A 12,352-nucleotide genomic window follows, 5' to 3' on the forward strand; every position below is an offset into this window, starting at 1 on the left:
TCTTTTGCATAGGCGATGCCGCCGGGCTGCAACAAGAGGGAGTTTTGCTGCCCATGGTTGCGCCGGTAGCCGTGCAGCAGGCTAGATTAGCTGTCGGGAATATTTTGCGCTTGCTTCGCAAGGAACCGTTACAGACGTTTTCGTATCAAGATAAAGGCGCTATGGCCACAGTTGGCCGTCATTTTGCCGTCGCGAAAATCGGACCGCTGCAAAGCAAAGGCTTTTTGACCTGGGTGTTTTGGCTGCTGGTTCACTTGCTGCGCCTGGAAGGAACCCGCAATCGGCTGGCGGTATTTTTTAACTGGGGCTTGGATTACTGGTTTGCAACCCGCTTGGTTCGCCTGATTCAACCCCATGCCGGGACGGCGGTGCGTAGAACGGCGGAAAGCAGTTCGTCGGTTTAAAGAAATGAAGCAAGAGACTGTGTTGAAACAATTGTTTTAACACAGTCTCTTTGCTTATAAATTTATCTATTAATCCTATTGCCCCTTATTGCCCTACAAAAACAAAAAGAGCCTTGAGCCAAAGCCCAAGACCCTTATTTTACTGGTGCTCCCGAGACGATTCGAACGTCCGACCAACGGTTTAGGAAAACTTAATCGAACATACGTTTGCATTAAATCTATATAGCGTTCCTTGATTTTACTGGATTCCTTAACAAACGCACGTTCTTTTTTATAGCCTTTTTAGGCTTTTCTATTTGGTTTTGTTGCCCATTTTGTTGCCCGCCCGCTCCATCTTCGCCTTCTCCCGCGCCTGTACCGAATGCCCTGCCCAGCGCAGTTACGGCCTCATCCTGCACGTCCCGCAGCAAATGCGAGTACGTATCTAGGGTAATAGAAATAGTGCTATGCCCTAAGCGTTCCTGGACTACCTTTGGATGCACTCCCTGCCGCAAAAGTATGCTGGCATGAGTGTGCCGCAAGTCATGAAAGCGAAAGCTCGTTTCTATTCCAGCAGCCACCAAAAGACCTTTAAAGAAGCGCCCTGTAAAATTACTATGGTCACAAGGCCGACCGAATACATTCGTAAATACAAAACCATTGTTTTCAAACTTGTCCCCAAGCTCTTGCATTTTCCATTCTTGCCGCTTCTGGTGCATGGCCAACACTTTCATCATTTCGTCACGCAGTGGAATGCGCCGCTTAGACATTTTTGTTTTTGGTTCTTCCAGGCGCTTGCCGCCTTTGGTTGTAATCAAGGAATATTTTACATGTACCGCTCCGCCCTGGAAATCCACACAATCCCATTTTAGGCCGAATATTTCCCCGATCCTCATACCGGATTCTAACGCCAGCAGGACAATGAGCGATTCGTCTCCGCCGATCCGCTCCGTTTCCGCCGTTAGTGCTGTAATCTGTTCAGAAGTCAACACTTTTACGGGTAGTCGCTTTACTTTGGGCGGCTCTGTGTTCTCTATGATGTTTTTCCGCATTAGCCCATCTTTTACGGCTTGTTTTAAAGCTTCGCTCAAGTATCGCCTTATATTCCTTACTGTATCGCTGGATAGCCCTTTGCCATCGCGCCGGCCACTTTTCAGCAGTCTGTTAAATAATCGCTGTACGTCTGGTCCCTGCAGTTCTGTCAGTGCTTCGCTGCCCAAAGGACTACCTGCAATGTACCGTATTAACGAGGTTTCATACTTAGCAAGAGTAGACCGCCTAACCTTCATGCTTGCGTAATCATCCAGCCAGCGCCGCAGCCAATCCTTCAAAAGTACTTTCCCAGCATCAGGCAAAAGGCCTTCTTCAATCCCCTGCACCCACTCTTTCCCACGCTTCAAGGCTTTTCGCGCGCTGGAATCATCAAAGTTCTTTCTTCTGGTTTTTCTTGTCTCTGGATCCTTGTACGTGAATACAGCTCTAAAGGTTCCCGGTCTGTCCGGCCTCTCAAAAACGGTTCCTTCTCCGTGTCCTCTTTTCCTAGCCACGCCAAACACCCCCATGTATAGCAAAAATACCATGCTCAAAACCATATGAAAACTTTACACATTTGAAAGCACATAGGATTTTCACATGGACAAACTAAGCAAATATTTCTCGAAAACGCTTAAATTATTCCGTCCGATAATATAATCTTATTGGACGGAAACACTTCATGTAGAACAGATAGAACGGTTTTGTAAATTTACACTTTTGCTTGTTTTTGTGCCAGTAGAATCTATAACCCCCTAAGTAACGAACCATCAAAACCCACAAAACTCTTTTTCTTATGCCGATAGGAAGCCGCTGCCGCCCCTCCTATGTTGGCAGGGCAGGGTAGGGGAGACGGTTCGCCTTATTCGTCCGGCGCTGGTAGCGTCGCTCTACAGAAAAAAACTCTACAAATGCGCCGGTACCATACCGACAAAACTGACAAAAGTCTTTCTTCCCTTATACCGTTCCCGGAGATATACTATAAGCACACACTACTGTTGAAAGGATGGATCCGCATGGAAGAATTGCTTACACAGCTTCTAACCGAAGTAAGAGAGATAAAGGCCAGCCAAGCCCGCACAGAACAAAGACTAGAAGGTGTAGAAGCGGAAAGCCGCGCCACAAGAGAAGGTCTTGCCCGTATGGAAAACGATATGGGCGCTAAAGTTTCCGCTTTATTCGACGCTCGCGAAGTTCAAATGGATGTAAATGAGCGTGTTTGCTCGTCCCTGCAACGAATTGAAAGCAAGTTAGACCGAATCAGCCTGCGAGTAGCTTCTCATGATGCCGCTATTAAACTTGCAAAATAAATTACCATCACAGCCGCCCGCCGCCAGCGTGGCGGTTTTTCTTTTTTTGCCACTGCACCCCTGTAGGAATAAGGGTGCATAGGGTGCAGCGCTTGCGTAAAACATCCTTGGCCAAAAGGCCATGATCACCATACCGTGCGCATTATGAAAAAAGATTAACTTCGCTTAACCTAATTCGGCGCCCCTTGCCCACGCTTCTACGTTTTCAGCAGTCTGTGCCAGACGCCCTATGACTACTCTTTTGTTTGTACTCAAAGTAGTCGTTGTACCCTCTATCTTTTGTGTACATAGGGGACAGAAGGGCGCACTTAGGAGTATCTCAAAAACTTCGTTTTCTAATACTCATGCGCAGGCTTGAACCGCCACCACGGTTATGGCGGCATAGTCTTCTAAAACAGCACGAGTTGACAGGCGCAAGCGTCAACTCCTAAGTGCGTGTGCAACCTTTAAAGAACTTGTTCACGAGCGCTACCAAGTGCCGCGGATATCTTACTATAATCATGCCCGCCCCTTTCATCGACATAGTTTCAAATACTACTTACCGCCCGTAGGTGCTTCGCTCGCTTCACTTTCACCCGATTACGTTCGCCTGTCTCGTTGTTTATCATCCAGCGCCGCCCCTTGCTGTCTTTCTCCATCCTGTACGTTGGCAGCTTTACGCCTTGTTCATCCATAAATTCTTGGAACATGCTCTTTTCCCCGTTATGCCGCCGCAGCTCATCCATAACCGCAAGAGAAGCAACCACAAAAGCCATTATGTTTTGGTTCATGTAGTCCCATAGGATTTCATTCACTGCCTCACCCAGTGGCTTATCTAGGCCATGCTGGCGCAGAACATCCATGGTAAAGAAATAATCCTTGCAGTCCCCGCGCTGGCCGTCATACGCCTTTTTCACTGGGAACATCTGCATTAGCTCTATTGGTGTTATAGCCTTCATCATAGCCTGTGTTGAGTTAATCATCCAAAACCGTCTTTCTGCCTCTTCTTCGGTTAGGTTTCGGTTATCTGTTACGCCGATCAGTTTCACGCCATAGAATATGGCCCGCAGTTTCGCCTGATTGTCCGCCGGCGCCTCTTTTAGCCGTTCCAGCGTCCGAAGCATAGCGTCACAATACAAAACCACATAGTTTGGCTTTTCTTTCTTTCCACCTGGTATAAGCTCAAACATTATCTAGCCCCCTTATAGAAAGGAGCAGGAAAACCTGCTCCTTTTTACTGCGTCCATTTATCCTTTTGTGTATACGTTTAGGCCAACCTTGACCTCATCCATGCCCGGAATCGACTGATTTCCTTCTGTGCTGGCAACAATCTCATTCTTGCCGCTGCCGCTCTTGCCGAACCGTTGGGAAAGGTCCACCTTGATGGTAAGAATATCCCCAGTTACCTGCATTTCCACGTTTTTCATTGTCCAACTTCCTTTCTTTTTCTGCCCAATAGTACGGGCAGGAGACTATTATTTTGAACGTCTTGCCATTATCTATGACCTCACTCACCGTCGCCCCAGCCGGCACCCTCTGCGGCATAGCGCACAAGATAAACCACCCAGCCCGCATACAGTCCCAGCATAACGACTCAATTCCCGCCCCATCGCATCCCACGTCTGCCTTATGCTCCACAGCGTCAACCTTTCCTTTCTGGCAACCTCTGTATCAGATAGGCCGCGCCATGCCCACAGAAGAAGACTGCGGCCTTCTGCGGGTAGTTCTTTATCAATCCAGTACCTAGCAAGTCTTATACGAGCCCAAAAACGGTCATCGCTCATCCGAACCGCCAACGCTGCTGTGCTATCGCCGCCTCGTCCTGTTTGGATCCCAAGTCCTGGACGTGTAGCCCGGAGGAAAGAATACCGCATCATTCTTGCTGCATATAGCCTTGGCATATTCCTCAGCAATTCTTCCGCCTCTATCGCTGTCATATTTCCTCCTGTCCCCACAGCGGCGCCTTATTATCCCGCCTTGTCCTCGCTGGCTCGCATAACGCCAGCTTGCAACTGCCCGGCGTCGCCCAATATGTACCTAGCGAGCACATACCGTCCCAACTCTCCATCCTGCTGCCCAACAAACGTATTCTGACACCACATGGTCATGACTTCTTCTTGCTGCTCGCTGGTCAGCCCCCGCAGTTTGGCAAAGCCCGCCCAGCGTTCTTTTAGTTTGGCCAACCACGTTTCCATGCATAAAGCGTCTTCGGCCTCTGCTCTGGCCACCACCGCCCATGCGTCTGCCACCGTTTTCATGTAATTCGTCATATTATTGTCCTCCCTTGCAATCTCTTGATTTCACTTGCTAGCGATTGATTTCAGTTCACCGCCTCTTCGATCCGGCCCCCGGCCATTCGATATGCCTGGATCAATGCATGTGCACCGTCACGGTCGGCCAACATGGCATCGATCACCGTGAATAGCTCCTGTTGGGTATATGCCGGAGAGTCCCGCCCGTGCCTTCCTTCTTTATCCCTTTGGGCGGGTACTACCCAAAGGCGCTCACATCCCCAAAGTGTTTGGTACGCTGCCGATACTGCCAGCAGCACAGGCTCTTTCAATGCACCATTGTATGCCTTAATAAGAGCTTGTCTGCCTGCGTCTGCATCAATCATTGCCGGCGGCTTGTCCGGTTTTTTTAAAACTCCTGGCAACTCCTTGCCTTCCATTTCGTAAAGGCGGGCCATCCACTTGCTCACCACTGGAACAGCCTCCATTAAAATCGCCTCCATTTCGAATAAAAATCCTGTAGACGCGCTGGTACCATACCGACAAAACCGACAAAAAGGGGTTTTGTCAGTTTTGTCAGTTCCCTACTGGCGCTTTTTTTATGATTTTAGGGTTCACTTCGTATTCTTCTTTAGGCCTGCCCGGGCCATTAAAAGGCACTCGCCGCAGCCAACCCTCTGCCTCTAATTCTTGGCAAGCAGCCCCGGCGCCAGCCTCGTCAAGCAACGCCCAACCCTTTCTGTACAAATCTCGCACGGTAAACTTACTACCCAGTTCACCTGCCTTTATTTTCTTGGCCAACGCCGACGCCGATGCTTGTTTGGTATCCGAAGACATGCCATACACCCGCCGTGCATGGCTTTCCAGGACGTCTGCCCAAGTACAAGCAAGCACGGTTGCCGCCTCGCTCACTGGACCAGGCGCAGCGCCGCCAGCGACCTCTATCAAGTGAAACACCAACGCCAGCGACGGTACCAGGCTAGGGTATTTTGACAAGTGTTCGCACATGGGCGGGTACTCTTCTTCTTTGGCTTTTTTTTGATTGTCCAAATACCACTCGAAAAATACTTCTTGTGCTTCATCAGTAAAGCGAAAAAAGATTTTTTCTTTTTCTTCCTCGCTAATTTCTGACACTGCCCCCGCCTTTAGAAAGTCCATGGTTGCCAGTTTTTCAAAGATTGCATAGGCTCTCTTGAGAGCCTCGCCATTCGGGTATTCATCTACGATTTGTTCTTTTTCTGGCTCGTCGGGATATACCAATAATTGAATGCGCTGCAGCATACCGTCATTTTTCAAGCTATTTGCGCATTGGAGTAAGTACGTTTGCAGCTTTCCGGGTTGAATGCCACCCAAAACAGATAGGCAGGTGTTTTTGATTAACACCGTCCCGCGCCCGATTCTGTCTGTTATGAACTTTTGATTCCCGTTCCATGCCTCGAGATAGAAGGCCCGATCTTGCTGCCGATCTTCTCTGTCCCATGACGCCAGCAAACCAACTAGCTCATCACGAAACACCAATAGCCCCCGCGGATTATCCCGCAGCATTTCGCCTAATTTTTCTATACTGGCATCTTTGGCAATAAATCGCTTAAAACCTGGCTCTTCCGGTTCAATCATGTTTGCATATTCTTCTTCAAGCTCGTTCATGCTTTTGCCAGGGTGGCTTTTGTTTTTCCCTTGAGAGCCTGCCGCCTTGGCCATATCTTTTTTTACCGCATCCTTTGCCGCCTTAAAGCTTTCTTTCTTGGCCTCATAGTATCGCGCGTCACTCTCGTTTTGCTCCACTGCAGCTTCTTCTAAAGCTTCCAGCGGCAGGAGCGATTCTTTTAAGCTTGGCGTTTTCTTCTGTGAAGGCCTTGCCACAATGGCCCCCCAAAGGTTGGGAGTTATTGTCCAGTTATCCCGGCGTTTAGGGCGTATGCCGCACCCTGCGCCAATCACTGCCGACGCCGCCACGACTGCCCCTACAGCTACGAACTCTAGCGGGCACTGCATCCTATAGGCCACATCAAAAAGCCAGTCTTTGAACGCCTTGGGCAGCATTTCGGGCGTTATTTGCGCTACTGGAAGCAATGCACTTTCTTTTATTTCTCCTGGTTCCGGCCATTCATCCAACATAGCAGCCTCCTGTTCTGCCTTTCGCTTTTCCCGGTTCTGGAATATCTCGAATACATCTGCTGCCGCCTTCATGTTAGTAGCCCCCTTTCTCTTGCTATATAAAGCGCCTGCCTCTGCACTTCACGCTTTTCGCTGGCCAAACCATCAAGCACCGCTCCGACCTCCGTTAGCAACCTAGCTATCTGTGCCGCCGCATCCCGGGCTGCATCGTTTTCCATTGCTTCCGGATCCGGCAGGGTTTCGCTCATGGACTCTTCAAGCCGATGCAGTAGGCAACACAAAGCCCAATAGGCGCTCTCTATGTTTTGTGCTTCCTTGCGTTCATTCTGCGCCCGCCGCCGCTGCCTATCTATCCTTGCTTGCATCCCGGGCGGGACACCACTTTGAAAGCCAAATCTTGCCGCCAGCGCCCGTACGGCATCCTTTGTTTCCATACCGTTGGCGGCCGCGAATACGTCGATAGCATCGCCACCCCGCCCACAGGCAAAGCAATGCACCTTCTCCCTATATACGTGCATAGAAGGGGAGCGGTCGCTATGCCATAAGCACAACGCCTTTTTATTCCGCCCAACCTTTACGCCAGCTTCCTGTAAAGCCTCCTGCAGGCTATAAAGGCCCTTTATTGCTTGTACCGCACTACCTGCTGTATAATGAGCATGAAGCAAATATTTTCACCCCATTTCTTTCCCTTGCCGTAGCCTGGCAGGGGATTTTTTATTGCCTTTCATAGGCTGCTCTTGCAATCATCCGGGCTTGCTCTGCAGTCAGCTCCATAGGCCGTTCGTTGGCTCCGTTGATATGCCCGCAGCCGTCGTTGCCATGCCTAAAGACTATGCAAGCATAATGCCCTTGCGCGTTCGTATAGACCACATAATCAACCGTCACAAACGAGAATCTAAACCCTTGCAAGTATGCCTCTGTAAGCATCTCCACGCCTCCTTTAATGCCCTCCAAACTTCCTCAGCTTCGTTTTGGGCGGGTTTTAGAACTTCGCAGTATAATTCTGCTGCTCGCTTTCGTTCGGCTCATGAGTAACCTTTTCCACCCACCAGGCAGGAATGAAAATTCTTCCACCAATCCGAACGCTAGGAATTTCCCCACGCTTGCAAGCATTGTATAGGCTAGCCTGGCTAATTCCGGGAATGATCTGCCGTACTTCCTTCAAGTCATAAAGTTTCTTTTCCAACGCCATTTTCTGCGCCTCGCTTTCTACTTTCTAATATTTTCTATCCTATTAAATAGGTTCTATCTGTTTTTATTTATCCGTGGTATGCTTTGGTAGGGAAGAGGACTTTCACATCCACCCCTAAAACCTCTGCAATTCGCTGCCCTGTATATACGTTTGGCGTTCGTCTACCTGCCTCATGGTACTGGTAACTACGCTCCGTCACGCCTACCAGGTTGGCTACCTGCGCTTGCGTCAAGCCGGCCTTTAGTCTGGCCTCCTTCAGTAGCTCACTCACTCGCTTCGCTCCCTTCTCCAAAGATTTGTTCGACCGTGGTTCCCAACGCTTTGGCAATCTTCAAGGCAATAGCCACCGTTGGCGCCGATTCGCCAGCCTCTAGGTTTTGGTAATATCTTGTTGATATTCCGGCAGCAGCCGCTACCTGCACTTGTGTTAGGCCTGCATTGGCTCGTGCCTGCTTCAAATTGTTCATGTATTGCCCTCCCTTTTTAACGTAACTTTTTTCGTGTTCTATTCTTGCGTTAGCACGTAACTTTTTTCGTGTCAATCTGTTAGGAGGTTTTTTCATGTTTTCACAACGCTTAAAAGAAATACGTAAAATTAAAGGCATCACCCAAAAGCAAGTAGCCTCTGCCATTGAAGCTACGGAGAGAAGCTATCAATCCTACGAATACGGCAAGCATCAGCCTACCTTGCCAATCCTCATAGCCCTAGCAGACTTCTTTGACGTTTCCCTCGACTACCTCACGGGCCGCAGCGACAACCCCAATTCCCACAAACTGCCCTAAGTACATACTTGGCGTACATATTTCCCCCTTTTTTCCTTCCATGGCCGCCGATCAGCCGCCCAGGACCGCCGCTGCCGTCAGTTTTGTTTCTTCTGTAGAGACGCGCCCCAGTGCTCCCGCCCAAAGACACTCCCGGCAACAGGGCAGGAGTGAGGCTTTTTTTTTGATAAAGTCGCATAAAGTCGCGGCCTCTTTGACGGTTCAAAGCCTTAAAAACATTGATAAAGTCGTAAAGTCGATAAAGTCACGCCCCTAAAAAGAAATACTGAGAGTAATCCGCCTTGCTAAAGCAGGGCTTTTTCTTTTGGGAGAAAATGGTTTTGTCAGTTTTGTCGGTATGGTACCAGCGCATATACAGGATTTTATTTTGGGTTTTGTCAGTTTTGTCAGGTAGGTACCTAGGCATTTTCTCTAAATAAAAAAACCTGCCAAACGCTGCACCCACCCCCAGGGAATACACCCTAAAGGCTAGGCATCACAGCGCCGGCAGGAAATGAACCTCACACATCCGACTCTTCATTATGCTGTTTTCTTTTCAGACGGTTTTGGTGGAGTAGGACGTGGGCTTCTGTTTCTGACCCTTATCCTCTTAGTTGTGTTACCATTAGCGTCCTTTTTAATTATCATTCCGTGCTCACTCATAGCATCGCCTCCTTTCTGAAAAATTAGGATAAACTAAAATACCTCTGATTCGTTAAAATGTCAACATATTTTCGCGTCGCTTTGTTCTGCTTGTAGGATACCATGGTTTACGGTGTAAAAAATGACCTATTTTTACACCAATCAGGGGCTATTTGAGTGCTGTTTTCTACAAGCTCATCTTAATTCTTAGTATATTTAAATCAAACTTGCACCTTGCTTACGTTTTGTTTTTCCTCTTAAAGAGAAAGCCTGAATAGACAGGCTTTAGGGCTACTCCGCCTCGTTCTCTTCATCCCCTGCGTCAATAAGCACAAGTTCAGTTTGTGGAAAATCAAAGCTTTCAGCGCCTAGCAGCGTTCTTAAAGAACCATTAGACAAAAACTCTTCTTTGATAAACGCGATATCCTTAACCGTAAAAGCGATGATATGGTCTGGCATAGAAGCTACGTTTCTATTGGTACTGATAAATACTGTGTGGAAAAAAATATCATGAACCCAATCGTTAGGGTCAACAGCAAAACGCACTCTTGCTGCAAAGGGACCCTTGCCTTCCTGCATCATCGAATAGACATACCACGCAAACCAATGCTCGCCTAATCGAAAGTACAACCGTTCTTCTTCCGGTCTATCTAAAAAATCAGCAGTTGGATTTTCAATAAATTTCATGAATTCGTCTCTGGCATCTTTCACTTGCTCTGCAGTAAGGCGCAGCCTAGATGAACTAAGCATTTTTCCTGCTGCATAGTGCTCGTATAAGCACCGATCAGGGTAAAACACAGAACGCCCCGGCTTGCCCGACTTCCCTCTGTAGGCTGGCGTAACTAGGCATTGTTTCTCTCTGGTTCGTAACGTTTGCGAAGTAACCGCCGCACCCATGCCTTTTAATTTCTCAATAAGCTCTTGTTGTGTAAGCACTTACATTCACCCCTCACGTTGCTTGTGGTTTGTCTGTAATAATTCTATACCATTCTATCTGTAAAAAGCAATCAAATATTTTCTAAATAGTTTTTGTTGCCCATTTTGTTGCCCAAAAAACAAAAAGAGCCTTGAGCCAAAGCCCAAGACCCTTATTTTACTGGTGCTCCCGAGACGATTCGAACGTCCGACCAACGGTTTAGGAAACCGCTGCTCTATCCCCTGAGCTACGGAAGCCAACACTACGCTACGTATTGTATCATTACGCCATTGCTAGTGTCAAATAAACGGCGTCTTAGTGGCCGCCGCAGCCGCAACCGCCGCCATGCGAGCCATGTCCGCCGCAAGCGTGACGAGCGCCCTCTTGAAGCTTGAATTTTTCCATACTGCCGCATTGCGGGCAAGGCAGTTCATACCCGTGCTTGCCGCCCTCTGTGCATGGCGGTTCTTCCCAAACATGACCACAAGCTTTGCATTCGAATTGTCGATTTTTCATTTGATATACTCCTCCTTCTACATGCATATGTTTTCCTCCAGCCAGCGCTTCGGCTACCTTTCGGCGCGCCTGTGTCAACAGGCGTTGAAACGTTGGCCTAGAGAGCCCCATCTGGCTGGCGCAGGCTTCCTGATCTAAACCAACGGCGTCTTTCAGACGGATGGCTTCTAATTCATCCACTCCTAGTACAACCGTTTCCTCGCCGCCTTCCGCCCGAAAGCGTCGGCAAAGAGGCTCTTCTTCTACCAAGCCGCAACATCGTTGACGCGCCATAGGACCTCCTTTTGAGCATATGCTCATTTGATTTCTATTATAAGCTTCTACGCAAGCTTTGGCAATCAAAAAATGGATAAGCAAAAGTCCGTGCGGAAACTACAGTTTCCGTACGGACTTTTGTGGGCTAGAGAAGCCCTAGACGCTGCTTGAGCGCTTCTTGTAAAACCCGAGAAAAGTTAATTTTCTTTTTCTCGGCCAGTTTGTTCAGATAATACGGGACGGTAAGCGTTTTCTTTACGGAGCGAGTATCTAGCTTGGCCTGGACGGCTAGCAAGGAAATTTCGACTAAGCCGATAATTTCGCCGGGATTTTCTTCTTGGATTGCATCCACGGCGGAAGCTTCGGGAATTTCATCGTTGTCTTCTGACATACTGAACAGGTGCGAGCCTAAAGCTTCTTTAGCCAGTTTATGAGCTTCTTGCAGGTTGTGGCCGACAGCAACGCAGCCGGGAAGATCCGGGAAGAACACGCCATAATGGCCGCTGGCGTCTTTTTCAAAAACGGCGGGATATACATATACATCGCGTTCCATGAAATAGCCTCCTTCTAGTACAACTATTTTTCGAAGTTATTGCCAGTGCTTGCCACTTTTATAATTTCGAGTCGTTAAATATAGGATTTAGATACATGAGTGATTTTCATATTCTAGAACCCTAGAAAAGCCAAAGGGTTTTTAGGCAATAAAAAGGACTTCACCCCCACAAATGCGAATCAGTAAGTGCTAACCTAACCTTACGCAAAGGGCGGTGAAGTCACTATTATGATTCGACAAACCTTGTTGTTTTCCTTTGAAACATTGATGCAATATGATGAATCCACTCGCTTGTTTCAAGTTCTGTCCAATATTGATGTCACCCCCGTTTTATCGAAGCTGGATCGTCCAGCTGGAAAAAGCGGTCCCAAGGGCTATTCTGCCGAAGCTATGTTATGTGCGCTGATTGCGCAACGTCTTTGCGGCATTCCTACCATCGTAAAATTAGTTGAGCGCTTGCGAA

At 48.3% G+C, this 12,352-nt stretch carries 17 protein-coding genes, 1 tRNA gene and 2 pseudogenes; 4 read left to right on the forward strand and 16 right to left on the reverse strand.

Translation table 11 applies throughout. The features are described from left to right. Nucleotides 1-404: pseudogene (locus PHF27_RS10570) on the forward strand (FAD-dependent oxidoreductase); the annotation flags it as partial. 218 nt (nucleotides 405-622) lie between these two features. On the opposite strand, the gene PHF27_RS10575 reads toward PHF27_RS10570, so the two are convergent. Continuing rightward, on the reverse strand, nucleotides 623-1,930 hold the full coding sequence (locus PHF27_RS10575) for a site-specific integrase (RefSeq protein ID WP_300069597.1): 1,308 nt from the start codon (nucleotides 1,928-1,930) through the stop codon (nucleotides 623-625). A 501-nt stretch (nucleotides 1,931-2,431) separates the two neighbouring features. On the opposite strand from PHF27_RS10575, the gene PHF27_RS10580 reads away from it, so the two are divergent. After that, on the forward strand, nucleotides 2,432-2,725 hold the full coding sequence (locus PHF27_RS10580; protein WP_300069599.1) for a hypothetical protein: 294 nt from the start codon (nucleotides 2,432-2,434) through the stop codon (nucleotides 2,723-2,725). 527 nt (nucleotides 2,726-3,252) lie between these two features. Here the strand turns inward: PHF27_RS10580 and PHF27_RS10585 are convergent. The 11 genes from PHF27_RS10585 to PHF27_RS10635 form a co-directional block, all read right to left on the reverse strand. Continuing rightward, nucleotides 3,253-3,894, reverse strand: a complete 642-nt coding sequence (locus PHF27_RS10585; RefSeq protein WP_300069602.1) for a hypothetical protein — start codon at nucleotides 3,892-3,894, stop codon at nucleotides 3,253-3,255. Nucleotides 3,895-3,951: 57 nt separating this feature from the next. Further along, nucleotides 3,952-4,131 (reverse strand): hypothetical protein, encoded by a 180-nt coding sequence (locus PHF27_RS10590; protein ID WP_300069605.1) that lies wholly within the window; start codon nucleotides 4,129-4,131, stop codon nucleotides 3,952-3,954. 84 nt (nucleotides 4,132-4,215) lie between these two features. Beyond that, a complete protein-coding gene (locus tag PHF27_RS10595) occupies nucleotides 4,216-4,641 on the reverse strand; it encodes a hypothetical protein (RefSeq protein WP_300069608.1) in 426 nt (141 codons plus the stop codon). A gap of 30 nt (nucleotides 4,642-4,671) precedes the next feature. Beyond that, nucleotides 4,672-4,974 carry a hypothetical protein gene (locus PHF27_RS10600; protein ID WP_300069611.1) on the reverse strand — a complete coding sequence of 101 codons (303 nt, stop codon included), beginning with the start codon at nucleotides 4,972-4,974 and terminating at the stop codon, nucleotides 4,672-4,674. Nucleotides 4,975-5,024: 50 nt separating this feature from the next. Next, a complete protein-coding gene (locus PHF27_RS10605) occupies nucleotides 5,025-5,408 on the reverse strand; it encodes a hypothetical protein (protein WP_300069614.1) in 384 nt (127 codons plus the stop codon). Nucleotides 5,409-5,511: 103 nt separating this feature from the next. Beyond that, complete coding sequence (locus PHF27_RS10610) at nucleotides 5,512-7,125, reverse strand: YfjI family protein (RefSeq protein WP_300069617.1); 1,614 nt, start codon at nucleotides 7,123-7,125, stop codon at nucleotides 5,512-5,514. Then, nucleotides 7,122-7,718: a CHC2 zinc finger domain-containing protein gene (locus PHF27_RS10615; protein WP_300069620.1), complete on the reverse strand. Its 597-nt coding sequence runs from the start codon at nucleotides 7,716-7,718 to the stop codon at nucleotides 7,122-7,124. The genes PHF27_RS10610 and PHF27_RS10615 overlap by 4 nt, the downstream gene beginning before the upstream one ends. Nucleotides 7,719-7,767: 49 nt before the next feature. Continuing rightward, nucleotides 7,768-7,980: a hypothetical protein gene (locus tag PHF27_RS10620; protein ID WP_300069623.1), complete on the reverse strand. Its 213-nt coding sequence runs from the start codon at nucleotides 7,978-7,980 to the stop codon at nucleotides 7,768-7,770. Nucleotides 7,981-8,035: 55 nt separating this feature from the next. After that, nucleotides 8,036-8,245 (reverse strand): helix-turn-helix domain-containing protein, encoded by a 210-nt coding sequence (locus tag PHF27_RS10625; protein WP_300069625.1) that lies wholly within the window; start codon nucleotides 8,243-8,245, stop codon nucleotides 8,036-8,038. Between the two features lie 67 nt (nucleotides 8,246-8,312). Continuing rightward, complete coding sequence (locus tag PHF27_RS10630) at nucleotides 8,313-8,516, reverse strand: helix-turn-helix transcriptional regulator (RefSeq protein ID WP_300069628.1); 204 nt, start codon at nucleotides 8,514-8,516, stop codon at nucleotides 8,313-8,315. Next, nucleotides 8,509-8,712 carry a helix-turn-helix transcriptional regulator gene (locus PHF27_RS10635; protein ID WP_300069631.1) on the reverse strand — a complete coding sequence of 68 codons (204 nt, stop codon included), beginning with the start codon at nucleotides 8,710-8,712 and terminating at the stop codon, nucleotides 8,509-8,511. Before PHF27_RS10635 ends, PHF27_RS10630 begins: the two co-directional genes overlap by 8 nt. 94 nt (nucleotides 8,713-8,806) lie before the next feature. Here PHF27_RS10635 and PHF27_RS10640 point away from each other — a divergent pair, with 94 nt between their 5' ends. After that, complete coding sequence (locus PHF27_RS10640) at nucleotides 8,807-9,028, forward strand: helix-turn-helix transcriptional regulator (protein WP_300069634.1); 222 nt, start codon at nucleotides 8,807-8,809, stop codon at nucleotides 9,026-9,028. Nucleotides 9,029-9,940: 912 nt separating this feature from the next. On the opposite strand, the gene PHF27_RS10645 is transcribed toward PHF27_RS10640, so the two are convergent. The 4 genes from PHF27_RS10645 to PHF27_RS10660 all read right to left on the reverse strand — a co-directional run bounded on the left by PHF27_RS10645 (nucleotide 9,941) and on the right by PHF27_RS10660 (nucleotide 11,889). Beyond that, nucleotides 9,941-10,585, reverse strand: coding sequence for a hypothetical protein (locus tag PHF27_RS10645; protein ID WP_300069637.1), 645 nt, complete (start codon nucleotides 10,583-10,585; stop codon nucleotides 9,941-9,943). A 161-nt stretch (nucleotides 10,586-10,746) separates the two neighbouring features. Continuing rightward, nucleotides 10,747-10,822: transfer RNA gene (locus tag PHF27_RS10650), tRNA-Arg, on the reverse strand. A 58-nt stretch (nucleotides 10,823-10,880) separates the two neighbouring features. Continuing rightward, entirely contained in the window at nucleotides 10,881-11,354 is a 474-nt protein-coding gene (locus tag PHF27_RS10655; RefSeq protein ID WP_300069640.1) for a DUF134 domain-containing protein, read from the reverse strand. Between the two features lie 127 nt (nucleotides 11,355-11,481). Continuing rightward, on the reverse strand, nucleotides 11,482-11,889 hold the full coding sequence (locus PHF27_RS10660; protein ID WP_300069644.1) for a type II toxin-antitoxin system HicB family antitoxin: 408 nt from the start codon (nucleotides 11,887-11,889) through the stop codon (nucleotides 11,482-11,484). Nucleotides 11,890-12,117: 228 nt separating this feature from the next. Here PHF27_RS10660 and PHF27_RS10665 point away from each other — a divergent pair. Beyond that, a pseudogene (locus PHF27_RS10665) lies at nucleotides 12,118-12,352 on the forward strand (IS5/IS1182 family transposase); the annotation flags it as partial.

The organism is Anaeromusa sp. (assembly GCF_028691475.1).
Lineage (GTDB): Bacteria > Bacillota > Negativicutes > Anaeromusales > Anaeromusaceae > Anaeromusa.